This window comes from Amaricoccus sp. W119 (genome assembly GCF_047275745.1).
In the GTDB taxonomy this organism is placed as follows: domain Bacteria; phylum Pseudomonadota; class Alphaproteobacteria; order Rhodobacterales; family Rhodobacteraceae; genus Amaricoccus.
This window is the reverse complement of the sequence record NZ_JBKQWU010000017.1, coordinates 1-22,832: the sequence shown is the minus strand read 5'-3', so window position 1 is coordinate 22,832 and position 22,832 is coordinate 1. Positions and strand designations below refer to the sequence as shown.

The 22,832-nt window shown below is 69.8% G+C and carries 16 protein-coding genes; 7 read left to right on the top strand and 9 right to left on the bottom strand.

The genetic code is table 11. The features are described 5' to 3' along the window. The first annotated feature begins 292 nt into the window (after positions 1 to 292). Together rfbF and ACLJK8_RS11175 are read left to right on the top strand one after the other, a co-directional pair. Positions 293 to 1,099: a glucose-1-phosphate cytidylyltransferase gene (rfbF, locus tag ACLJK8_RS11180; protein WP_413150342.1), complete on the top strand. Its 807-nt coding sequence runs from the start codon at positions 293 to 295 to the stop codon at positions 1,097 to 1,099. Between the two features lie 109 nt (positions 1,100 to 1,208). Next, complete coding sequence (locus ACLJK8_RS11175) at positions 1,209 to 2,246, top strand: NAD-dependent epimerase/dehydratase family protein (protein WP_413150341.1); 1,038 nt, start codon at positions 1,209 to 1,211, stop codon at positions 2,244 to 2,246. A 76-nt stretch (positions 2,247 to 2,322) separates the two neighbouring features. Here ACLJK8_RS11175 and rfbC read toward each other — a convergent pair whose 3' ends face one another. After that, complete coding sequence (gene rfbC / locus ACLJK8_RS11170) at positions 2,323 to 2,853, bottom strand: dTDP-4-dehydrorhamnose 3,5-epimerase (RefSeq protein ID WP_413150340.1); 531 nt, start codon at positions 2,851 to 2,853, stop codon at positions 2,323 to 2,325. Between the two features lie 183 nt (positions 2,854 to 3,036). Continuing rightward, positions 3,037 to 4,146, bottom strand: coding sequence for an NAD(P)/FAD-dependent oxidoreductase (locus tag ACLJK8_RS11165; RefSeq protein WP_413150339.1), 1,110 nt, complete (start codon positions 4,144 to 4,146; stop codon positions 3,037 to 3,039). A 361-nt stretch (positions 4,147 to 4,507) separates the two neighbouring features. On the opposite strand from ACLJK8_RS11165, the gene ACLJK8_RS11160 reads away from it, so the two are divergent. After that, complete coding sequence (locus ACLJK8_RS11160) at positions 4,508 to 6,580, top strand: hypothetical protein (RefSeq protein ID WP_413150338.1); 2,073 nt, start codon at positions 4,508 to 4,510, stop codon at positions 6,578 to 6,580. 190 nt (positions 6,581 to 6,770) lie between these two features. Next, on the top strand, positions 6,771 to 7,607 hold the full coding sequence (locus ACLJK8_RS11155) for a glycosyltransferase domain-containing protein (RefSeq protein WP_413150337.1): 837 nt from the start codon (positions 6,771 to 6,773) through the stop codon (positions 7,605 to 7,607). 235 nt (positions 7,608 to 7,842) lie between these two features. Here ACLJK8_RS11155 and ACLJK8_RS11150 read toward each other — a convergent pair whose 3' ends face one another. Together ACLJK8_RS11150 and ACLJK8_RS11145 are read right to left on the bottom strand one after the other, a co-directional pair. Next, the gene (locus ACLJK8_RS11150; RefSeq protein ID WP_413150336.1) at positions 7,843 to 9,651 is read right to left on the bottom strand and encodes an ABC transporter ATP-binding protein; all 1,809 of its coding nucleotides are present in this window, start codon (positions 9,649 to 9,651) and stop codon (positions 7,843 to 7,845) included. Further along, positions 9,648 to 11,411 carry a hypothetical protein gene (locus ACLJK8_RS11145; protein ID WP_413150335.1) on the bottom strand — a complete coding sequence of 588 codons (1,764 nt, stop codon included), beginning with the start codon at positions 11,409 to 11,411 and terminating at the stop codon, positions 9,648 to 9,650. The genes ACLJK8_RS11150 and ACLJK8_RS11145 overlap by 4 nt, the downstream gene beginning before the upstream one ends. Before the next feature lie 478 nt (positions 11,412 to 11,889). Between ACLJK8_RS11145 and ACLJK8_RS11140 the strand changes: the two genes are divergently transcribed. Further along, positions 11,890 to 13,137 carry a glycosyltransferase family 4 protein gene (locus ACLJK8_RS11140; RefSeq protein ID WP_413150334.1) on the top strand — a complete coding sequence of 416 codons (1,248 nt, stop codon included), beginning with the start codon at positions 11,890 to 11,892 and terminating at the stop codon, positions 13,135 to 13,137. 64 nt (positions 13,138 to 13,201) lie between these two features. Here ACLJK8_RS11140 and ACLJK8_RS11135 read toward each other — a convergent pair whose 3' ends face one another. The 3 genes from ACLJK8_RS11135 to ACLJK8_RS11125 form a co-directional block, all read right to left on the bottom strand. After that, positions 13,202 to 14,131 carry a CpsD/CapB family tyrosine-protein kinase gene (locus tag ACLJK8_RS11135; protein WP_413150333.1) on the bottom strand — a complete coding sequence of 310 codons (930 nt, stop codon included), beginning with the start codon at positions 14,129 to 14,131 and terminating at the stop codon, positions 13,202 to 13,204. A 77-nt stretch (positions 14,132 to 14,208) separates the two neighbouring features. Then, positions 14,209 to 15,978 (bottom strand): GumC family protein, encoded by a 1,770-nt coding sequence (locus ACLJK8_RS11130; RefSeq protein WP_413150332.1) that lies wholly within the window; start codon positions 15,976 to 15,978, stop codon positions 14,209 to 14,211. Positions 15,979 to 16,060: 82 nt separating this feature from the next. Continuing rightward, positions 16,061 to 16,906 carry an ExeA family protein gene (locus ACLJK8_RS11125; protein ID WP_413150331.1) on the bottom strand — a complete coding sequence of 282 codons (846 nt, stop codon included), beginning with the start codon at positions 16,904 to 16,906 and terminating at the stop codon, positions 16,061 to 16,063. Between the two features lie 723 nt (positions 16,907 to 17,629). Here ACLJK8_RS11125 and ACLJK8_RS11120 point away from each other — a divergent pair. After that, the gene (locus ACLJK8_RS11120) at positions 17,630 to 18,313 is read left to right on the top strand and encodes a sugar transferase (RefSeq protein ID WP_413150330.1); all 684 of its coding nucleotides are present in this window, start codon (positions 17,630 to 17,632) and stop codon (positions 18,311 to 18,313) included. A 528-nt stretch (positions 18,314 to 18,841) separates the two neighbouring features. Beyond that, positions 18,842 to 21,583 carry a tetratricopeptide repeat protein gene (locus ACLJK8_RS11115; protein WP_413150329.1) on the top strand — a complete coding sequence of 914 codons (2,742 nt, stop codon included), beginning with the start codon at positions 18,842 to 18,844 and terminating at the stop codon, positions 21,581 to 21,583. Between the two features lie 143 nt (positions 21,584 to 21,726). Here ACLJK8_RS11115 and ACLJK8_RS11110 read toward each other — a convergent pair whose 3' ends face one another. Both ACLJK8_RS11110 and ACLJK8_RS11105 read right to left on the bottom strand, forming a co-directional pair. Further along, positions 21,727 to 22,209, bottom strand: coding sequence for a glycosyltransferase (locus ACLJK8_RS11110; RefSeq protein ID WP_413150328.1), 483 nt, complete (start codon positions 22,207 to 22,209; stop codon positions 21,727 to 21,729). Beyond that, a complete protein-coding gene (locus ACLJK8_RS11105; protein WP_413150381.1) occupies positions 22,206 to 22,643 on the bottom strand; it encodes a hypothetical protein in 438 nt (145 codons plus the stop codon). The genes ACLJK8_RS11110 and ACLJK8_RS11105 overlap by 4 nt, the downstream gene beginning before the upstream one ends. Positions 22,644 to 22,832: the final 189 nt, after the last annotated feature.

Below are 22,832 nucleotides of genomic sequence, written 5' to 3'. Positions count from 1 at the left end.
GCGCCGTTTGCCATGTTGGTTCGTTCCGGGCCTGCCACCCCCCGGGAGGACTGTTCCTCGTCCCTCGGCCTGTGCTAGAATCGCCTCGCTCACGAAAATTCGTGGCAGATCGGCCCAGGGTGATCGCGTCGGCTTCGCCGCGTCGGGGTGCGAGGGGTGTAACTGTATCGTGGCGCCGATCGGTGTTCGGAGAATTGAATCCGCCGCCCCGGAAACCGGGGGTGACTGGCTGCGCGGGACATCCGCCGCCAACCCGGCCGCCCGTACCTGAGTACAAGTAGAAGGGTTATCGATGAAGGTCGTTATTTTCGCCGGCGGTTACGGCACCCGGATCAGCGAGGAAACCACGGTCCTGCCGAAGCCGCTCGTCGAGATCGGCTCGATGCCGATCCTGTGGCACATCATGAAGATCTATTCCGCCCACGGGCTCAATGACTTCGTGATCTGCTGCGGCTACAAGGGCCACCTGATCAAGCGCTATTTCCTCGACCTGTTCCACCGCGCCAACGACATGACGATCGACCTCTCCGACAATTCGGTCAAGGTCCACCGCGTCGCCTCCGAACCCTGGCGCGTCACCCTCGCCGATACCGGGCTCGAGACGATGACCGGCGGCCGGCTGAAACGGGTGCGCGACTATCTCGGCGACGAGGCCTTCTGCCTCACCTATGGCGACGGGGTGAGCGACATCGACATCACCAGGCTCATCGAGTTCCACAAGGCCGAGGGCACGCTCGCGACCGTGACGGCGGTGCAGCAGCCGGGCCGCTTCGGCGCGCTCGATTTCTCCACCGACACGAAACGCGTGAAGGGCTTCCGCGAGAAGAGCGCGACGGACGGCCATCTGATCAACGGCGGCTTCTTCGTCTGCGAGCCGGAAGTCATCGACTACATCGACGGCGACGAGGACATGTGGGAGCACGAGCCGCTGCGCCGGATCGTCGAGGCGGGCCAGCTCTCGGTCTATCACCATTCCGGCTTCTGGCAGAACATGGACACGCTCCGCGACAAGCATGTGCTGCAGGAACTCTGGGACAGCGGCGACGCCCCCTGGCGGATCTGGGACCGTCCCGCCCCGAAGGCGAACGCGGCCGAGTGACGCCACCCTTCCCCGGCGCACTCTTTCCCGGCGCATCCCTTCCCGGGCGCACCCTTCCCGGTGCGCCCTTCCCTGAAAAAGATCACAAACCATACCGAGATTTCGAACGATGAAAGTCCTTCTCACCGGCGCCGACGGCTATATCGGCGCGATCATGGGTCCGAAGCTGATCGAGGCCGGCCATGACGTGACCGGCATCGATACCGGCTACTACCGCCGCGGCTGGCTGTTCGACGACGGCCGGACCCGCCCCCGCGTGGTCTCGAAGGACCTGCGCCGGATCGAGGCTTCCGATCTCGAGGGTTTCGACGCGGTCGTGCATCTCTCCGAACTGTCGAACGACCCGATCGGCGAGAACGATCCGGGGCTGACGATGGACATCAACCACAAGGGCTCGGTCGCGCTCGCCACCAAGGCGCGCGCGGCGGGGGTGAAGCGCTTCATCTACGCCTCCTCCTGCTCGACCTATGGCGCGGGCGGCGACGAGATGCGCACCGAGGAGAGCGAACTCGCGCCCCAGACCGCCTATGCGAAATGCAAGATCCTGGTCGAACGGGACGTGCGGGACCTGACCGACGAGACCTTCACCCCGGTCTTCATGCGCAACGCCACCGCCTATGGCGCCTCGCCCCGGCAGCGGTTCGACATCGTCCTCAACAACCTCGCGGGCTTCGCCCATACGATCCGCGAGATCCGGATGACCTCCGACGGCTCGCCCTGGCGGCCGATCGTCCATATCGATGACATCTGCCAGGCGATGCTCTGCGCGCTCAAGGCGCCGCGCGACGCGGTGGCGGGCGAGAGCTTCAACGTCGGCGCCGATTCGGAGAACTACCGCATCCGCGAGATCGCCGAGATCGTCGCGAAGACCTTCCCGGGCTGCGCGCTCACGATCGGCGACTCGGGCGGCGACACGCGCAGCTACCGCGTCTCCTTCGCGAAGATCCGCGAGCACATGCCGGATTTCGAGACCTCCTGGACCGCCGAGCGCGGCGCGCGCCAGCTTCGCGCGATGTTCGAGTGGATCGGTCTCACCCGGGAGATGTTCGAGGCCGAGCCCTATACGCGGCTCCGCGAGATCAAGCACCTGCGCGCGACGAATCAGATCGACCCGACGCTCTACTGGACGACACCCGGGACGGTCTGACAGGGGCGCGGGCATCGGGCCGCCCGCTTCCGGACACCCTTGGGGGCGGACAGATGTCCGCCCTCCGGCCCCCCGCCTACCCTTCGAAGAGCGGCCAGCTCCGGTCCTTCTCCGCGATCACGCTGACCGGCCGCGGCCAGTCGATGGCGAAGGCCGGGTCGTCGAAGCGGACCCCGTCGCCATGGCCGGGCACGAAGGCGGGCGTGATGAGATAGAGCATGTCCGTCGCGTCCTCGAGCGTCTGGAACCCATGCGCGAAGCCCTTCGGGATATAGAGCATGCGCCCGTTCTCCACGCCAAGCTCGAACCCCTGCCAGCGGCGGAAAGTCGGGCTCTCCGGCCTGAGATCGATGATCACGTCGAAGACCGCGCCCCGGGTCACGCGCACCACCTTGGCCTCGGCATGGGGCGGGCGCTGGAAATGCATGCCCCGGAGCGTGCCGGCGCGGGCATTGTGCGAGACGCTCGCCTGCGGGTAGTCCGCCTCGATCCCGGCGGCGGCGAATTCCGCCACGCAGGCGACGCGGGCGAAATACCCGCGATCATCGGAATGGCGTTCCGGCTCGATCAGCCGCGCATCGGCGAGCTCTGTGTCGTGGAATTTCATCGGGGCCTCCTCGCTTCCCGGCCGTATACCGCGCCGGGGAAGGGACCGGGACCCCCCGCGCGCGGGCATCGGATTCGCGGGGGGACGAACTCCGGGTTCGGGAATTGAAGGGCCGACCCCGCCTCTCCCCTGCCCGCTTTCCCTGTCTTCCGCGAGATCCCGCGGGCGCGCGCGCCCCGGAGGTCAGGCGAGCCGGTCGCGGACCGCCTCGCCGATCGCGAGGCAGGAGGTGAGCCCCGGGCTCTCGATGCCGAAGAGATTGACGAGGCCGCCGAGCCCGTGCGTCTCCGGCCCCTCGATCCGGAAATCGGTCGCCGCCCCGCCCGGTCCCGCGAGCTTCGGCCGGATGCCGGCATAGGTGGGGGCGAGCGCCCCGTCGGGCAGATCCGGCCAATAGGTCCGGATCGCCGCGTAGAACCCCGCGCCCCGGGCGGGATCGAGCTCGTAGTCGATCGCCTCGACCCATTCGGTATCCGGGCCGAACCGGCCCTGCCCCGCGAGATCGAGCGTCAGATGCACGCCGAGCCCGTCGCGCTCGGGCACCGGATAGATGAGATGGCGGAACGGGACCCGCGCGGCGGAGGAGAAGTAGTTGCCCTTGCAGTAGTGGATCTCGCGGCGATGCGCGGGATCGAGCCCCTCGATCGTCGCGGCCACCTCGCCCGCGAAGAGCCCGGCGGCGTTGACGAGCCGGTCGGCGGCGAGGGTCATGGTCTCGCCGCCGCTCTCGACCGTGACCGCGAACCCGCTTTCCCCCGGGAGAGGCCGGGCGGCGACGAAGCGGCTTCCGAAGGCGATCGCCCCGCCCGCCGCCTCGATCTCGCCCCGGAGGCTCAGCATCAGCCCATGGCTGTCGATGATGCCCGTCGAGGGCGAGAGCAGCCCCGCGACCCCGCGGAGCCGGGGCTCCAGCCGGGCGAGATCGGCCCGGTCGAGCGCGACGAGATCGGCGACGCCATTGGCCCGCGCCTGGGCGGCGATTCCCTCGAGCCGGGCGGTCTGGGATTCCTCGGTCGCGACGATGATCTTGCCGAGCCGGCTGTGCGCCACATCGCGCTTCGCGGCATAGTCGTAGAGCATCTCGCGGCCGCGCACACAGAATTCCGCCTTGGCAGAATCCGCCGGATAGTAGATGCCGGCGTGAATCACCTCGGAATTGCGCGCGCTCGTATGGACGCCGATCATCTCCTCGGCTTCGAGCACGATCACCTCGCGGCCCGCGCGCGCCAGCGCCCGCCCCGCCGCGAGCCCGATCACGCCCGCGCCCACGATGAGGCAATCCGTCCGCTCCATCCCCGTCCTTCTCCTTCCGGCCCTCGTTTCCGGTCCCGTCTTCGGGCGCCCATCAGCCCGTTCGCGGGGGGGAAGTCAAATCCCGCGCCGGTTTGTCACACCCGCGATTATCCGATAACCATGAACGTCAGTTTTCGCCGATCACCATGAGTACCGCTTTGCAACTTGCCTTCCGCCGCCGATAAACCGGCAGCGATGTGACAATAGGGTTCCGAGGTCGATGATTTCCCCGCCAGATCTTCCCGGCACTTCCCGGACCATGACGGCCCCGGCCCCAGGACCAACACCCCCGGGACCAATCCCGGGACCGGCCTCGGCGCGAATCCCGCTCGGCCGCAAGATCCGGCGGCGGATCTGGGCGGTGATCGCGGAGACGACGGCCGATACCCTCGCGGCCGCGCGCCGCGCGCCGTCCCGGTTCGGGACCCAGGGCATGAAGGGCCTGAGCCGGATCGGCCTGGCCGATCCCGGCCGCCTGCTCCGCCTGGTCTCGAAGGCCCGGCGCGTGGCGCCCGGCAATGCCTTCCTCGCCCAGGCCGAGGCGGTCCTGACGGCGCGGAGCCGGGGCTGGGAGAAGGCGGCGCCGCTCTTCACCGGAAAGGCGCGCGCGACCCGGGGCGCCGCCGGCGAGCTCCTGCGCCGCCGGCTCGATCCGGCCATCTGGCCCACCCTGCCCGCGCCCACGCGCCCGAGCTTCCTCGACCCGGAGCTGGCGCGCCGGATCGTCGTCTATACCACCGCCTTCGGCGCCGAGGCGCTGCCCGCGCCCCTGTTCCAGAAGCCGGTCGGACCGCGCTTCATCCTGCTGACCGACCGCGAGGATCTCCCGGGGGATCTACAGGGGGATCACTCGGTCGCGGGTTGGGAAACCCATCGCCTGATCCCGCCCGTCGCCCCGGACCTGGCCGATGCCTGGGCCCGCGTCCACCCCTGCGAGGCGCTGGCCGAAGCCGCGCCGGACGCGGAGGCCTCGCTCTACATCCGCCCCGACCGCGCGCTCGTCGGCAATCTCCACACGATGCTCCTGCGCTGGCTCCAGCCATCGGATTTCGCGCTGTGGCGGCACAGCGGCGGGGCCGACTGGCATGATCTCGCCGAGCGCGTGCTCGTCAACGGCGACCTCGCCCGCCCCGGCGTGACCCGGGAGCGGGTGCTCGCCCAGGCACGCGACTGCGACGACCGCGGCGTGCCGCGCGACCGGGGCCTCTGCGACACCGGGATGATCTGGCGCCGCCATGGCGTGCCCGAGGTCACGGCCGTGACGGCGGCCTGGTGGGAGAACTTCTCGCGGGCGCCCGGCTTCGACGAGATCAGCCTCTACGCGGCGCTGCACGATCCGGCGCGGCCCTGGGCGGCGCGCGCCGAAGCGGAGATCCGGGACGGCGTCCCCGACGCCGACCGCGCTCCGGGGCCGGCGCGCCTCCTGCCCGCGGCGCTCGGCCCGGCCTCCTACAATGCCTTCACCGCCCGGCGCTTCCCGAAGCCGCCGCCACGGCCGCGGGAGACGCCGGGTCCGGTTTCCGGCCCGATCCCAGGCCCAACCTCCGGCCCCATCTCTGGCCGGCCGCTCGGCGTCGCCTTCCTCTACGCGGAATCCTTCGCGAATTCCGCCTCGACCATCCTGCGCGGCAGGCAGCTGAGCGAGATGGTCGCCGCGCGCTACCCCGATGCGATCGACATGGTCTACACGAGCGACATCGGCGCGCTCCGCGACCGGGTGGTGATCGTCACCAAGGGTGCGCTCGACACCCATTCGGCCGAGGCGCTCGAGACGCTCCGCCGCCGCAACCGCGCGGTCATCGGCAGCTGGGACGACCGGCTGCCGAGCGAGGAGAAGGTCGCGGCGACCGATGCGATCATGGGCGTCTCGAACCGCCAGACCCACGATCTCGCACGGCTCTTCCCCGCGACGCGGATCTATCACGTCACCCATCACGTGAATTCCGAGATCCCGCCGAGCACGCCGCCCTCGGACCGGCCGCGCACCGCCTATTTCGGCTTCCGCTCCAACACGGTCCTGCCCGAGAGCCTGCGCAACATGATCGACATGGTCCCGCTCGAGACCGCGAATGTCGACATGAGCTGGATCGCGCTCCTGCCGCGCTACAACTGCCACTGGATCGTGCGGCGCTCCAAGGCGCATGACGGCTGGAAACCCTTCCTGAAGGGTTTCACCGCCGCGCGCGCCGGCGCGGTCGTGGTGGTCGGGCGCGATGACGAGGACGCGCCGCAGTATCTCGGCGACGACTACCCCTTCTATGTCGGCGGCACGGGCATCCCGCAGCTCGAATACGACATGGCCCGCGTCGCCTCGGCCTTCGGCGGGCCGGACTGGGCGCGCGCGCGCGACATCATGGCCCAGGTCGCCGACCGCTCCTCCGACGCCCAGGTCTGCGCCGAATTCCGCGCCATGATCGAGGACGTGACCCGGTAATGCGCGGGCGGCGGACCCCGGTCCGCCTTTTCCGCCCCGCAGGATGCCCGGCCGATCCGGGCCGATCCGGGACAGAGCTGATCGGGGGCTGGGCTAATCGAGGGCTGGCCGATCCGGAGCTGATCCGGGACTGGCGCCCGCCGCCGGGCGCCCCTATCTTCCGCCCGTTCCCCAGTATCCCGAGTGACCGATGAAGACGATTCTCTATTCCTGCGCCAATCTCGCCTACGACCAGATCTTCTCGCCCGTCGTGGCGAGCCCGGGGATCGAGCCGGTACTCTTCTCCGACCGCCGCCCGCGCTTCGTGCGCGGCTGGAACTGGCGCCCGATGCCGGAGGCGGCGGCGAGCCTCGGCCCGGCGCTCGGCAACCGCTATGCGAAGTTCTTCCCGATGAAGATCTTCCCGGAGGCCGATTACTCGATCTACATCGACGCCAACCTGCTGGTGATCGCCGATCTCAATCCGCTCCTCGCCGAATTCATCGCCTCGGACGCCGATATCGGCCTCTTCCCGCACAGCGAGCGGCGCGACATCTTTTCCGAGTTCGACTTCTGCAAGCAGGTGGGCAAGATCGCGCCCAAAGACTACGCGCTCGGGGCGGAGCAGCTGGATTTCTACCGCGCCGAGGGGCTTCCGGAGAACCATGTCCTCACCGAGAACGCGATCATCCTGCGCCGCCACGGGCGGGGCGAGCCGCGCGGCGCGGCGCTCGAGGCGGCGATGGAGCTCTGGTGGGACCAGCTCGCCCGTTTCACCAAGCGCGACCAGCTGAGCCTGCCCTACGTGCTCCACCGCGCGGGCCTCGACTCAGGGTTGAAGGTGAAGGTCTGGGACTGGAACTACCTCGCGCCGAACCCCTATTTCAGCCGCTACATCCACCGCCGGGGCGCGCTCAGCGACATCCAGATCTTCCTCTCCGCCAAGCGGCACTACAACGCCGCCTGGCGGATCCCGATCGATGGCGCCTTCTCGGTCTACCGCGGCTTCGTGAAACCCGGCATCGCGAAGCTGCGCGGCGGGCGCTGAGGCGCCCGGAAGTAGACCGCCCCGAGCCGGAGGCAGCCGGACCCGCGCCAGTCTCTCGGACCAGTCCTTCGCACCGGTCCTCATGCGCTTTGCATATCGGCCTTCGTGTCCCCGCCTCGTGACGCGAACGAAGGTCCGCGAACGGGCGAATCCCCCCGCTCAATCCCCTGAACGACCTTGGGACCTCGGGTGAGGCGCGCGCCCCGGTTTCCCGGGGTTCCTGCCCCGGCGCCGCCTATTCCGCCGGGTGGCCGACCGCCATCGCGCGGAACTGGCGGCTGTTGTCGATCAGCTCGTCATAGGTGCCCTCGGCGATCTTGCGCCCGTGTTCGAGCATGAAGATCGTGTCGCAGGCCTGGACGGTCGAGAGCCGGTGCGCGATCAGCACGATCGTCTTCCTGCGGCCGAGATTGTGGACCGCGTCCATCACCGCGCGCTCGGTCAGGTTGTCGAGCGCGCTCGTCGCCTCGTCCATGATGAGCACGTCCGGATCGGCGTAGAGCGCGCGGGCGATGCCGATGCGCTGCCGCTGTCCGCCCGAGAGACGCACGCCCCGCTCGCCGACCAGCGTGTCATAGCCCTGGGGCAGGTCGCCGGTGACGAAATCGTGCAGCTCGGCGATCCGCGCCGCGCGTTCGACCGCGGCCATGTCGATCTCGCCGCGCGGCTGGCCGAAGGCGATGTTGGCCGAGACCGAATCGTCGGTCAGGAAGATCTGCTGCGGCACATAGCCGATCGTCTTCTGCCAGGAACGGAGATTGCCCCCGGTGACCGGCACGCCATCGACCAGCATCTCGCCCTTCTGCACCGAGAGCAGGCCGAGGATCAGGTCGACCGCCGTGGTCTTGCCCGCGCCGGTGCCGCCGACGATGCCGACCGTGGTATTGGCGTGGATCGTGAGGTCGAGCCCGCTCAGCGCCGCGCGGTCGTTGCCGGGATAGCTGTATTCGACGTTCCGCAGCTCGAGCCGCTCGCGCAGGGCGACCGGCGCGGCCTCGTGCACCTCGGCGAGCTTGTGCTCGTTCGCCTCGATCTCCTTGAGATCCTCGTAGAGCCCTTCCAGCACCGGCTGGTTGAAGCGCAGGAGCGTGATCTGGTTGTAGACCTGCTGCATCGCGGGCAGGAGCCGAAGCCCGGCGAAGGCATAGACCGCGAGCATCGGCAGAATGCTCCCGAGGCTGCCCGAGCCGGTGATGAGCAGGACGAGGATCACGAGCAGCATGCCGCCGAATGCGATCCCCTGCAGCAGGAAGCGCGGCGCGTCGCTGACCACGCCCTTGAAGGTATTGGCGCGCGCCATCCGCCGGGCCGGATTCTGGAAGCGCTTGATGTAGGTCTCCTCGAGCGACATCAGCTTCACGTCCTTGATGCCGCCGGTCGCCTCCTGGGCGATCCGGAAACGCTCGCGGTTCGCGACGTAGCGCTCCTTGCCGAAATGGGTGAGCCAGCGCCGCGCGGTGACGAAGATCCCGAGATAGCAGACGAGCAGGAGCACCGCCGCCCCGAGCGCGACCCAGGGCTGGATCACGATCAGGAGCGTCGCGATCAGCCCGGCGATGAAGAAGTTCGAGATGATCTTCATCGCCGGCATGAAGGTCTGGTTCACCACCGCGTCGACCTCCGAGAGCACGGCCTTGCCGAGATCCGAGGTATGGCGGTTCAGGAACCAGGTATAGGGCTGGCGCAGGTAGCCGCGCAGCAGCCGCGAGCTCAGGGTATAGGCGCGCGCGTTGGTGAAACGCTGGATCGTGTAGAGCGCGTAGATCTGCGCGAAGATCCCGAGCATCACCACGCAGAAGGTGCCGACACCGAGGAAGATCATGAAGTTCTGCGTGTCGGTGAAGCCGAGCCCGTTGTAGAGCATCGAGATCCGGCCGGTATGGATGCTCTCGGGCTCCGACAGCACCGCCATGAAGGGCAGGACCGAGGCCACGCCCGCCGTCTCGAAGATGCCGACCACGAAAAGAAGCAGCACCTGCCAGTAGAAGATCCGCCGCTCGCGCGGGGTCATCACCTCCAGCATCTGTCGGTATGTCTTGATCATCGGCGGAACCGGTCCGTTTCTTTCGAAGAGGAGGGGCGGGTTGCGGGAAAGGCGGGAGCGCCGGGCAGACGCCCGCCGGCGGGCGGACGCGCGGGAGACCCGGTGGCGGATCGCGCGTCGGTCCCGGCGGGAGGCGGGGTGGAGGGCGGCACGCCCGAGGACGTACCCGAGGACGCACCGGGACGGCGCGGCGCGGCGACCTGGGCGGCGGGCGCCGGCGGGCGTCGGCCGGAGGTGGTGGCAGAGGCGGTGCCGGAGGCGCTACCGGGATCGATTCCGGAGGCACCCCCGCCCCGCGTGGGCGCCCCCCGTGTGGGCGTCCCTCTCGTTGGCCTCCCCCGCGTGGGCGCGCCGCGCATGGGCGTCCGGTCCTCCGTCCGGTTCTCCGGCGGCGGGACCTGGCGGTCCGCGGCGCCCCGGGCGGCGATCTCCCGGCGGCGGCGATAGACCTGCCGGGCCGGCGCCTCGGAGCCGGTGTAGAAGATCGAGCCCGCGCCGAGATAGGCCATGATGAAGAGCGGCCCCGCCCCCCAGATATGCACGGTGGCGAGGATGAAGATCACGCCGACCCAGGAGATGAGATAGCCCTTGCGCAGGTCGGTCATCCGGGGGCTGAGCCCCTTGCGCGTCAAGACGATCGCGAGATGCAGCAGGATGCCCCCGGCCAGCAGCACGAAGGCCGGCAGGCCATAGCGCATCGCCGTCACGAGCCAGAAGTTGTCGATCGAGCCCTTCCGGTACCATGGCCTGATCCAGTCGTTCAGGCCGAGGCCGAGCCAGGGATTGCGCGCCACCTCGGCGGAGCCGTATTCGAAGATCTCGGTGCGGCCCCAGCCGGTGGTGGGATCGAAGGCGAGATTCTCGATGACGAGGCCGACGAGGCCGTGCGGCGAGGCGAGCTGGAGCACCGAGAGGGTCGCCGAGGCGACCACGACGAGGAGAACCCACTTGTAGCGCGCGTCCCCGAACAGTCGGTCCCAGCCGATCATCAGGAACTGCATGCCCTGGGCGATGTTCGGCGCCGAGGAGAGCGAGACGAAGGTCATGAAGGCGAAGAAGCCGGTCCGGCCCAGCCGCTGGACCATCGCCGCCTCGCGCAGGAGATAGTAGCTGTTCGCGACGCCGACCGAACAGAGCAGGCCGAAGGTGATCGCATGCTCCATGAAGGCCTGCACGCGGTGCAGCCCGAGCCTCGGGTCGTTGCCCGCGCGCGGCAGGGGCGAGGAGACGAGCGCGAGGATCTCGCTCACGATCATGCGCTCGGTCAGAAGCTCGACCATCACGAAGGGGAACCAGACGAGCAGCCCGTAGAAGAACCAGCGGAAGAATCGCGCGTAATCATCCGCGTTCCGGATCAGGATCCGGCCGACCATGTAGCCGCCGAAGAGCGAGACGGTCTGGCTGATCACGAAGATCACGCGCCCGATCCCGTGGTTGTAGAGGATCGAGAGCCCGCTCAGCAGCACATAGCCGACCATCAGGAGATCGAGCAGGATCACCCGGTTCGTCCCCTCCGCGACCTGGCGGAAGAAATGCAGGAAGAGCGGGATGATGATGACGAGCAGGAGCGCGGTATAGGGCGTGAGCCGGATCCCGACCTGGAACTCCGCCGGGATCATCATCGAGACGACATAGGCGACGAGCAGGGTGCCGGCGCCTATCCCGAGGATGCTTTCCTCCCGCGCCCGCGCCTTGTCGGCGTCGAGGGCGACACGGTCGTCCCGGAGATAGCGGCGCGTCGGCCGCGCGGTCTCAGCCATGGGGGGCATCCGCGATGTAAGAAGCCTCGATCACCATTTACGCGATCCGGGAACCAACTGAAAGCAACCATACAGAACCGGAGGCCACACGTCGCCGTGCCCCTGTTCCGCGCCCGCCCTGGCATACTCCGCCGGCGGCGTCGGAACCCGCGCCGGCGGCCCCACACACGCGCAGTATATGTGCGCCGCAACGATTTGGCCATAGCCGCGCCCGGCCCGGTGGGGAACTATCGGCGCGGGTGGTAAAAAGCGGCCGACGCCCGGGCCCCGGATGCGCCCCGGTGCGCCACGCCGCGCCGGGGGACCTGTTCCGGCGGACAGGCGCCGGGGAGGCCCGGGAAGCACCGCTCCGCGCTTGGCAAGGCCGCGCGAATCCGGTTCTATGCCGCCGATCGGTCTCCCGCGTCACCCGTCCGGTCCCGCCCGCCGCCTCCGGCTCCCGGGACCGCCCTTGCCCCGTACCCGAATCAAGGTCTTGATGAACATCCTGTTTTTTTCCGAACAGTCGCCCTTCCTCGACACCCGCGTCGGCGGCGCGGAGAATTCCATGCGGCTGATCGCCGAGGGGCTCGCGGCGCGCGGCCATGACGTGACCTACGCCTCGCTTCGTCCCGACGCCGGGCGCGCGCCGCGCGAACTCACCCGGAACGGCGTGCGGATCCGGCTCTGCGCGAGCCCGCGGCGCAGCCTCCGGGGCCGGCTCTTCCGGCGGTTCGGGCTCCGCGGCTCGGCGGTCGGCCGGGTCTTCGACGGGCTCGCCTGGGCGCGGGTCCGCCGCCAGCTCTTCGGCGCCGCGGCGAAGGCCGGGCGGCGCTTCGACGTGGCCTATGTCTTCTACGAGATGGACTTCCTCGCCCAGGCGCTCGCCGCCCGCGACGCCGAGATGCGCGGCATGCCGATCGTGATGCGGATGGCGGGGGTGAGCTGGGCCGACGAGATCCGCGCGGGCGGGCCGGGGCTCGCGGCGCGCATCGGCGGGATCTTCAACGCGGTCGACGCGGTCAACTATCTCTCGCCCTCCTCGCGCGATCTCGTCGAGGCGAGCGCGCGCGAGGTCGGGCTCGGCTTCGCGCCGCAGTCGAGCTTTCTCGCCGATATCGGGGTCGATGCCGGCAATACCGCGCTCGGCTGGCGCGGCCCCTCGGAGGGTCCGGGGCTGACGCTCCTCTGCGCGACGCGTTTCTCGCCGAACCAGAAGCGGCAGGACCTGCTGATCGAGGCGCTCGGGCTCCTGAGGGGGAAGCTGCCCTTCCGCGCCACGCTGATCGGCGACGGGCCGACGCGCGAGCCGCTCACCCGCCGGCTCATCGAGCTCGGACTCGGCGAGCAGGTCGAGATCCGCCCCTTCGCGCCGCAGGCCGAGCTCTGGGAGGTCATGCGCGGCGCCGATCTGCTCTGCCACCCCTGCGACCACGAGGGGGTGAGCAAGATCATCCTCGAATCGATGATGATCGGCCTGCCGGTACTCGCCTCCGACGTGACGCCGCTGCCCGATTACGTGATCGAGGGCGAGACCGGCCACCGGGTCCGCAACACGCCCGAGGCCTGGGCGGCGCGGCTCATGGAGATCGCGGGCGCGAAGGGAGAACTGCCGGCGCTCTCGGCCCGGGCCCGGACCTTCGTCGAGACGGCTTACAGCGTGGAGCGCAACCTCGACCTCTACGAGGCCCGGCTGCGCGATCTCGCCGAGGGAGCGCCACCGGGGAAATCCCGCCCCGGCGCGTGACGCGGCGGCGTGAGGCCCCGGAGAATGGCGGCGGCGAAGCGGACGAATGTCCGCCCCGAGGGCCTCAGTAATACCCGTAGTCCTCGCCGCCGTAGCGGCACTTGTTGAGGACGACGCCGAGCACCTGGGTCTGTTCGGCGAGTTCCTGCTCGCATTTGTCGACTTCGTCGAGCCGGCTCCGCTCGGAGGCGGCGACGAGCAGCACGCAGTCGAGATGCGGCAGGAAGGCCATCACGTCGTCGCTCTGCAGCATCGGCGGCATGTCGTAGAGGATCACATCCGGCGCGAAGGCGTGCTTGATCGAGGCGACGCCCTGCGCGGTCGCGGGATTGAGCAGAAGCTCGGAGGAATCGCGCATGCCGCTCGCATTGGTCCCGATCGCGAGATTGTCGCCGTAGCGCACGAAATTCTCCGGGATCGGCCGGGTGCCGCGCATCACGCTCGCCATCGACTGCGGCGTCGGAAGGCCGAGGTGTTTCGCGACGGCGGGCCTCCGCAGGTCGAGGTCGACGAGGACGGTGCGGACCTCCGGCTGATGGCTGAGGCTGAAGGCGATGTTGAGGCTCGTCGTCGTCTTGCCGCAATCCTCGGTCGGCGAGGTGATGCCGATCGAGGTCCAGCCGTTCTGCCGGAACGCGCGCAGGAGCTTCGTGCGCATCATGTCGAAGGTGACATGGGCGGGGTCGGCGTCGGCGAAGGTCACCACGCGGTTCTTCGCCATGAGCCGCGGATCGGGCTCGAAGCTCGCGATCTCGCCCCAGGCCTGGCCGGCGCCGGGCGCGGTGACGAGCTCGCTCCGCGCGGCCCGGGCGGCGGCCACGGCCTGCCGGGTCTGTCCCGACGGATGGCCGCCCTGATGGGCTCCCGGATGGCCCCCCGGATGAACCCCGGCATGGGGTCCCGGATGCGTTGCCGTGCCCGGAGCCGAACCGGCGGCCAGGGCTTCGCCGCGCTGTTCCTTGGCTTTCTGGATGGCGGCCTGGATGCGTTCCATCGGTCTCTCTTTCAAAAACTCGGGCGCGAACGAAGGGATTTGGGAAAGCCGGGGTACGACCCCGGCTTCAGGGCGGTTCAGGGCGCTTCCGCGCCGGTGGCGTCGGGCGTGGCGTCGGGCGCGGTACCGGTGGCCGGGCTCGCGCCCGTTCCGTTCTCCGCCGCCCCGTCGGCAGCCCCGCCGGCCGCTCCATCCGTGGTCTCCTCCGTCGTTCCGCCCGCCGTCTCTTCCGCCGTCTCACCCTCCAGCGTCTCGCCCGAGGGGAGTTCGGCTTCCTCCGGCGCGACGCCGACCTTCTCGAGTGTCTCGGTCGTCAGCGTGTTGATCGGCATATAGTAGCTGTTGATGAGCCAGAGCGTAATCGGCAGCACGACGAGGACGAAGGCGAGCACGCCGCCGAAGACCATCCGCTTGCGCTGCGCCTCGCCCGGCGTCCGGATGTAGGGGACGGTGGCGAAGGGCTGGATGCCGAGCTTCGAGGTGAGCTCGACCGGCCGGCGGATCGAGCGGTTCAGCATCTCCATCAGGATGACGAAGGCGAGCCCGGCGCCCAGCCCGCCGATCACGCCGGCGGAGGCGATCAGGAGCCGGTTCGGGCTCGAGGGCACGGAGGGCGTCGCCGGCGGCTGGATCAGGCTGAAGCGCTCACCCTGCGACATCACCTCGATGCGCTCGCCGACCGTCGCCTGGCCCGCGCTCTCCACCGAGCTGTTGTACTGGTTCTGGATATTCGCGAGTTCGCGCTCGAGACCCGCGAGGGTCTGCTCGTTGGCGGGCGTCGCCTGCAGCGAGGCGTTGAGGTCGTCGAGCGACTGCTGGATCGTCGCCTTGTCCTCCTGGATGAACTTGAGCCGCGCGTCGATCGGCGCGAGTTCGAGTTCGAGTTCGGAGGTTGGCTTCACCGTGCCGTCGGCGCCCGGCACCGCGCGGGCGGCGCGCTGCTTTTCGACGAGTTCCTCCAGCGCGGCGAGCTGGTTCTCGAGCATCCGGATCCGGGGGCTGTCGGCGGCGTAGATCGTGCGCTGCTGCACGAGCTGGTTCTGCAGCGCATCGAGCTGTTCCTCCTCCGGGCTGAGATCGCCCGCGCTCGCCGAGCGGCCGGTGCGCTGGAACACCCAGATCACCGTGGCGCGCTGGTTCCTGAGGTCGGATTCCTCGCGTTCGAGCGCGATCAGCCGTTCCTGTTCGAGGATCTGGCGCTGGCGCCGCTCCTCGAGGCTGTCGGGCAGCGCCTCGAAATTCTCGGTCTTGAACCGGGCGATCTTCTCGCTCTGCTTCTCGAGCTCGTCCGCGAGCCGCTGGACCTCGGCCTGGAAGAAGGTGAGCGTCTCGTTGGCGCGGCCCTCGCGGAGCTTCTGGTTCTCCTCGAGCACGAGGTTCACGAGCTCGTTGGCGCCCTTGTTGGCGAATTCCGGCGTCGGCCCGTCGAAGGAGACGCCGAGGATCGTGGCGCCGGGCGTGCCCGGGCTCCGGGTCACATCCGGCACGAAGCCGATGAAGGTGATCCGCTCGACGATGTCCTTGACCTGGGCCCCCTCGGTCATCGGCGGCTCGACGCCCTCATAGAGTCCGATCCGCTCGGCGAGCTTGGAGAGATTCGCCCGCGTCATCAGCCGCTGCTCGATGATCTGCGCCTGCTCGTAGGGATCGACCTGCGTGGTCGACTGCGCGACCTGCTCGGAGAACTGCTGCGGCTCGACGAGGATGTTCCCGGTGCTCGTGTAGGCGGGCGGCAGCAGCATCGCCACCGTGAGGCCGAGCGCGGAGAGGAAGGCGACGATCACCAGGAAATACGGCAGCCGCCGCAGGAAGACCGCCCAGTAGAATTTCAGATCGAGATTAACCATTACCCGTCCCGTTCCGGCCGCTCGGCGCGGCCCTCGCATCCATCCATCGCACCGCCCGGGGGGAGATCCCCGGAGACCGGCGTCAGACGACCATCTTCAGATTGCCGTGCATTCGCCGGTCGGCGACGACCTGCTCGACGATGCCCGCGTCGACGAGCGTCGCCCCGTCGGTATAGGCGTATACCATCGCATAATCGCAGATCTGGTTCACGAGCCTTGGCACCCCGCCCGAGGCATGGTGCACGCATTCGCAGGCCGCGGGCGTGAAGATCTCGCGGTCGGCGCCCGCGATCGCGAGCCGGTGGTTCACATAGGCCTGCACCTGCTCCGCCGTCATCGAGGGCAGGTGGTATTCCGCCGCCACGCGCTGCGCGAACTGGACGAGCCTCGGCTGGGCGATCAGGTCGCGCAGCTCAGGCTGGCCCACGAGCACGAGCTGGATAAGCTCGTCCTTGTCGGCGTTGATGTTCGAGAACATCCGCAGTTCCTCGAGCGTCTCGGTCGAGAGATTCTGCGCCTCGTCGAAGATCAGGATCGTGCGCCGCCCGGAGGCGTATTCCTCGATCAGGAATTCCTGGAACTGCGCGAAGAGCCGGACATAGGAGGCGTCGTTCTCGGTCGGCACGCCGAGCGCCATCAGCACCCAGTGCAGCAGTTCGCCCCGGTTGCCCTGCGCGTTCGAGATGAGGCCGACGGTGAATTCCTCGGGCAGCGTGCGGAGCAGATGGCGCAGGAGCGTCGTCTTGCCCGCGCCGATCTCGCCGGTGATCACCGTGATCGGCGCATGGGTGAGCATGCCGTATTCGAGCATCGCATAGGCGCGGGTGTGACTGTCCGACCAGTACAGGAAATCCGGATCGGGCAGCAGCGTGAACGGCCGCTCCGCGAGGCCGAAATGCTCATTATAGATCGACAGTGTACTCGCCATACCCATCCCACACCACCCTGTCCCGCGACCCGCGCTCCCGGCATCCGGGTTCCTCCGGAACCCCGGAAGCCACCCGGAAGCCACATGCGACTCCGGGCGATGCAACCCTGGGGGGTGACGGTTCCCGGAGTACAGTTCCGGTGCCAGGCCACCCCGATGTCAGGTCGGCGCGAGTTTCTCGCCAAACGAGGGCGTCATACCGAATTTCGTCGATCCATGGCATCCCCATTTTTCAGACGAGGTTACAGCTTACCGCGCCGCGAGATGACTTTACAGGCACCCCGCCGCGCGCATGCCCCGGATTCCGCCATAATTTCTGTGCGAAGGCGCGATTTGTCGCAAAACGCGGCACGAATGCCACATCGGATCGCATGGAGGTTCACATGGAATTGTAGACCCGCCCGGGGAATCGCGGGAAGCGCGCCCACCTCCCGCGACCACGGGATGGTCGCGGCGAGTTGACGCTGCGTCAATGCCACACAGGGGGGATGCCATTCAAAGATCATGAAATTTTTATTGAGCTTCATCCCTAAAGGTGTCTTAATGCCGAGCGGTGAGAGGGGTAACTCGCCCAAAGATCAAAGCCTCTGGGGAAACGTCGAGGGACAAGGAACAAGGGCTGGAGCCGAATGACCCCCGACGGTCATACCGCGCCAGGTGCCATCGTCCGCGTCACTCGGGCGTACTGTCTTTGTGAGTTTGGTTCGTGGCCTGGGTGAATTGATGGCACATTTCTCGGAACTCGATGTCGGTCTTTCCGGCTCCGCCTATGCGAAGGCGGATCGGAACCCGAAACGGGTCAAATTCTACCGTCAGTATTTCAAGCGGGCCTTCGACATCCTCGCTGTGCTGCTCGCGGCGCCCTTCATCCTGCCGGTGGTGCTCTTCATGGGCCTCCTGGTGAAGCGCGACGGCGGACCGGCCTTCTACTGCCAGGACCGTGTCGGACGCGGCGGCAGGGTCTTCCGCATCTGGAAGCTCCGCTCCATGGTCGTCGACGCCGAGCACGCGCTCGAAACCTATCTCGCGAGCGATCCCGGGGCCCGCGCCGAGTGGACCACGCATCAGAAACTGCGGAAGGATCCGCGCATCACCGCCGTCGGGCGGCTGATCCGCAAGACCTCGCTCGACGAGCTGCCGCAGCTCTGGAACGTGCTCAAGGGCGACATGAGCCTCGTCGGCCCCCGGCCGATGCTGCCCGCCCAGGCCCCGCTCTATCCCGGACGCGCCTATTACCGGCTGCGCCCCGGCCTCACCGGCTTCTGGCAGATCTCCGATCGCAACGAGACCTCCTTCGCCGGCCGCGCCGCCTACGACACGCAGTACGCCCGCCGCCTCTCGCTGCCCACGGACGTCTTCGTCCTCTGCGTCACCGTCTTCGTCGTCTTCCGCGGCACCGGGTACTGAGCCAGTCCCGCTGAGCCCCGGTCTCTCTCTGGGTCCCGGTCTCTCTCTGGGTCCCGGTCTCACTTGAGCCCGCTCTCTCTGGGCCCGGGCAGGACACGGGTACAAGCTTGGCGCACGGCACGGGCGTACCGGCACGGGGTACGCGAACCCGGGCGACATGGAACCGGACGCCCAGGCGCACGGATCTACCTCAGGTAGAATCTTCCGAGCGAATCATTCCCGGAAGGTCCGCGGCTCATCGCCGCGGGCCTTTTCGTATCCGATACGATCAGGACGCGCCGATTCTCGCTCAGGCGCCTTCGCAGGGTGCCGCGAGGGACCGCGCCGGGATCGCCAAAGGCGCCGCCACGGGAAGAAGCACCACGCGGAGACCGGGGACGCGACAGGCCCCCCGGCGAGCTTTCCGGGGCTTGGGCTTCGGGAGGGGGACTCCGGGCCGCCTGGGCTTTCCTGCCAGCTCCGGATGCTCCTATCCTGCCGGAAGACAGGCGGCCGGCCCGGTCGCCGGCGGCTTCCGGGAGCGCCCGAATGATTTCTCGCCTGGCCGGCCCGATTCTCCTCCTGCTCGCCGCCCTCGGGCTTGGCGCCTGCGACGGCGCCGAGGAGCGGGCCGAGGCGAGCTACCAGCGCGCGCTCGCCCTCACGGCCCGGGGCGATACCGCCGGGGCGGCGCGCGAACTCCGCGACGCGCTCAGGGCCAATGGCGATCATGCCGGGGCGCGGCTCGCCTATGCCGACCTGCTGCGCGCCCTAGGCGAGGACATCGAGGCGCTGCGCCAGTATCTGCGCGCCGCCGATCTCGCGCCCGGCTCCCTCGCGCCCTGGAGCGCCGCGGCCACGCTCGCGCTCCGCGCCGGCGATCTGACCACCGCCGGGGAAGCGGCGACCGCCGCGCTCCGGATCGATCCGGCGGACCCGGCGGCGCGGAGCGTCAGGGCGACGCTCGACTTCCGCCAGCCCGCGACCCGCGCGGCGGCGGTCGAAATGGCCCAGGGCGTGCTCCGCGACATGCCCGCCGACGTGCCCGCGCATCTCATCCTGATCGCCGACAGGATGAACGCGGGCGATACCGCGGGCGCCCGCGCCCGCGCGGACGCCGCGCTCGAGGCCGTGCCCGGGAATGAGGAACTCCACCTGACCCGCCTCGCGCTCTTCGAACAGGCGGGCGATACCGAGGCCGCCGGCGCCGCGCTCCGGACCATGGCCGGGCTCTTTCCCGACAATGCCGGAATCCGCCTCGCGCTCGCGCGCTGGCATCTCCGCGCGGGCGACCCGGACGGCGCCGAATCGACGCTGCGCGCCGCGCGCGATCATGCGCCCGCCGATCCCGAGATCGCCCATGCCCTCGTCCTGTTCCTGATCGAGCAGCGCGGACCCGAGGCGGCGCTGGCCGAGATCGGCCGGATCACCGCCCAGGAAGCGGAAGGGGGAGCGGCGGGGTCGATCGACCCCCGCCCGTTCCGGCGCCTGCGCGCGGGGCTTCTCTTCGACCAGGGCGACCGGGCGGGGGCGATCGCCGAGCTCCGCGCGCTCACCGGGGGCGCGGAACCCTCCGACGAGACGCGCGCGAGCCAGGTCATGCTGGCGCGGATGCTGGCCGAAACCGGGGCACCCGATGAGACACCCGGCGAGGCCCCTGGCGAGGTCCCCGGTGAGACCCCCGGTAAAGCTCTGGGCGAGGCGCGGCGCCTGCTCGACGCCGTGCTCGCCGGGGACCCGGGCCTGCCCGAGGCGCTCCGGCTCCGCGCGCGGCTGGCGCTCGACGCCGGCGAGCCCGGCCAGGCGATCATCGACCTGCGCGCCGCGGAGTCCGGGGCGCCGGACGACCCCGAGATCATGACGCTGATGGCGCTCGCACATGACCAGGCCAGCAGCCCCGCGCTGGCCGGCCAGCGCCTGGCACGCGCGGTCGAGCTCTCGCGCCAGGCGCCCGGGACGAGCCTGCGCTATGCGCGGTTCCTGATGCGCGAGAACCGGCCGGGACCGGCCGAGAGCGTGATCCTGTCCGCGCTTCGCGCCACTCCGGAGGATCAGCCGGAGGACCTCGACCTGCTCGACATGCTCGGCCGCGTCCATGTCGCGCGCGGGAACTGGAGCGGCGCCGCCGAGACCGCGGAGCGTATCCGCGCGTCCGGAGCCGCATCGGGGACCGCATCAGGGACCGCATCAGGGACCGTGGCCGGAACGCCGGAGCGCCGGGCGGAAGCGGAGGCGCGGGCGGAAGCGCTCGAACTCGCGAGCCTGCGCGGACAGGAGCGGACCCTGGACGGGACCGGGGCCGAAACCGGGGCCGGAACCGGGGACATGGCCGCCCTGCTCGAGGATCTCGCCGCCGGGGGCGCGGGTGGTGCCCGGGGTGAAGGCGGGGGCGGAGACGGGGGCGAAGGCGAAAATGGCGCGGCGCTGGCCGCGCGCGTCCGGGCCCTGCTCGCCGCGGACAAGAGCGCCGGCGCGCGCCGGGTCCTGACCGAGGCGCTCGACCGCGACGCCGCCGACCCGGGCGCCCGGCTGATGCTGGCCGAGCTTGCGTGGCGCGATGGCGACGCGGCCGGGGCGGAGCGGCTCTACCGGACGCTGACCGCGGAGCGGCCGGAGCTGGCCCGGGGCTGGCTGGGGCTCGCCGATCTCCTGCGCGACGCCGGCCGGGGGGCGGAGGCGGATCGGGCGCTCGACGCCGGGATCGCCGCCACGGCCGGGGCCACACCCGAGGCCACGCCCCAAGCCGCGCCCGGAGCCGCGAGAGGGGCCACGCTGCTTCTCGTCGCCCGGGCGGCCGAACTGGAGCGGCGGGGCGATGCCGAGGGGGCAATCGCGCTCTACGAGGCGCTTCATGCCCGCGATCCCTCGGCGGCGGTGATCGCGAACAATCTCGCGAGCCTGCTCTCGAGCGCGCGCGCGGACCCCGAAAGCCTCGCGCGCGCCGAGGAGATCGCCCGGCGCTTCGCGACCTCCGGGACGCCCGCCTTCCGCGACACCTATGGCTGGATCCTGTTCCGGCGCGGCGAGGTGGCGGCGGCGCTGGCCCATCTCGCCCCCGCCGCCGAGGCGATGCCCGGCGACGCCCGGACCTGGTTCCACCGCGCCGAGGCGGAATTCGCGCTCGGCCGCGCCGAGGCGGCGCGCGCGAGCTACACCCGCGCGCTCAGGGCGGCCGAGGCGGGAGCCGGCGGGCCGGACGCGGAAGCCGGTGGGCCGATCCCCGAGGCCGAGGCCGCCCGCGCCCGGCTCGCCACGCTCGACGCCGCCGCGAAGCCGGGCCAGGGGAACTGAGCGGGAGCGGCCGAGCGCGCGGGCGCCCGATCGAGAGAATGAGGATGCCGGATGACCGCCACTCCGAGGCGGCGATGTTGGGAGGCGGTGCTCAGGACCGAACGGCGGCGCCCGGAAGCCCGCCTTCAAAGCCCTCGGGACGCTCAGCGCCCCTCGGCGAAGGCGCGGATGCGGGCGAGGAAATCCGTCGGCGCGGAATTGCCGATCGTCTCGACCACGCCGCCCGCGCGGGCACGGGCGATGCAGGTTCCGAGGTCGCCCTCCTCCTCGGCCACGAAGATCCCCTTGCGCCCGCCGAGCCAGCCGGCGGTATCGACCTGGTGGTCGTTGGTATGCTCGCCCCGCGCCGCGCGGCGCGGCATGATCACGATCGCCTTGCCGTGCTCGCCGGCGGTGATCACCGTGCCCATCCCGGCATGGCCGACGACGAGATCGGCCCCGGCGAGCGCCGCCGTGAAATCCGGGCGCGACAGGCGGCGGACCCAGCGCATGTGCCGGGGCTCGTAGGCGCCGTCGCCGATCTGGGCGAGGATGTCCTCGTTTCCACCGTGCCAGGCCGCCCAGTCGTCCATCGCCCGGACCAGACGATCGAAGGGAAACATCGAACCGATGGTGACGAGGATCACAGCACCGCCCCCCAGTAGGACGGGCCCTTCGGCCGGCTCAGATGCTCCCATTGCACGAGCCAGGCATCGGCGACCGGCCGCGCCAGCCAGCCCGAAAGCGACAGCCGCTCGGTATTGGCCACCGAATCGATCCACATCGTGCGCCCCTGGCGCAGGCATTTCGCCATCGTGATCGCGAGCAGCCCCGGCGCCGCCCCGGTGGTGACGATGATGTCCGGCCGCTCCGTCCGGATGATCCGGGCGAGGCGGCGCAGGATGCCCGGGATCGCCCCGGGGTTGCGCCGCGTCACATTGGCGACCGGATAGTAGCGCACCTCCCCGAGATCGGCGTCGGGCTCCGGCTCCACGCTGACATAGAAGATGTCCATCCCCGCGAAGGCGGGCAGGATGCGCCGCATCTGTACCCAATGCCCGCCACCGGAGCAGACCACCATGACTTTCAAGACTCGTTCCTCCGGACACCCATTCCTGCCCCGCGCGATCTCTCCGGGGACATCGCGAGCGGCCATTGGCCGCGCGGGCGGGGCACCCGGTTTCTAGAGCAGGAGGGGGCGGCGGGGAAACCGGTTTTTCCGCCGCCCCCCGCGGCGCGGCGGATCTCCCCGCCCCGCCCGCCCCGCGGG

Coding starts and splice junctions, on each gene's coding strand:
- ACLJK8_RS11175 (WP_413150341.1), top strand. CDS start 1,209: ATGAAAGTCCTTCTCACCGGCGCCGACGGCTATATCGGCGCGATCATG.
- ACLJK8_RS11140 (WP_413150334.1), top strand. CDS start 11,890: ATGAACATCCTGTTTTTTTCCGAACAGTCGCCCTTCCTCGACACCCGC.
- ACLJK8_RS11155 (WP_413150337.1), top strand. CDS start 6,771: ATGAAGACGATTCTCTATTCCTGCGCCAATCTCGCCTACGACCAGATC.
- ACLJK8_RS11105 (WP_413150381.1), bottom strand. CDS start 22,643: ATGGTGGTCTGCTCCGGTGGCGGGCATTGGGTACAGATGCGGCGCATC.
- ACLJK8_RS11145 (WP_413150335.1), bottom strand. CDS start 11,411: ATGGCTGAGACCGCGCGGCCGACGCGCCGCTATCTCCGGGACGACCGT.
- rfbC (WP_413150340.1), bottom strand. CDS start 2,853: ATGAAATTCCACGACACAGAGCTCGCCGATGCGCGGCTGATCGAGCCG.
- ACLJK8_RS11135 (WP_413150333.1), bottom strand. CDS start 14,131: ATGGAACGCATCCAGGCCGCCATCCAGAAAGCCAAGGAACAGCGCGGC.
- ACLJK8_RS11150 (WP_413150336.1), bottom strand. CDS start 9,651: ATGATCAAGACATACCGACAGATGCTGGAGGTGATGACCCCGCGCGAG.
- ACLJK8_RS11125 (WP_413150331.1), bottom strand. CDS start 16,906: ATGGCGAGTACACTGTCGATCTATAATGAGCATTTCGGCCTCGCGGAG.
- ACLJK8_RS11130 (WP_413150332.1), bottom strand. CDS start 15,978: ATGGTTAATCTCGATCTGAAATTCTACTGGGCGGTCTTCCTGCGGCGG.
- ACLJK8_RS11115 (WP_413150329.1), top strand. CDS start 18,842: ATGATTTCTCGCCTGGCCGGCCCGATTCTCCTCCTGCTCGCCGCCCTC.
- ACLJK8_RS11165 (WP_413150339.1), bottom strand. CDS start 4,146: ATGGAGCGGACGGATTGCCTCATCGTGGGCGCGGGCGTGATCGGGCTC.
- rfbF (WP_413150342.1), top strand. CDS start 293: ATGAAGGTCGTTATTTTCGCCGGCGGTTACGGCACCCGGATCAGCGAG.
- ACLJK8_RS11120 (WP_413150330.1), top strand. CDS start 17,630: ATGGCACATTTCTCGGAACTCGATGTCGGTCTTTCCGGCTCCGCCTAT.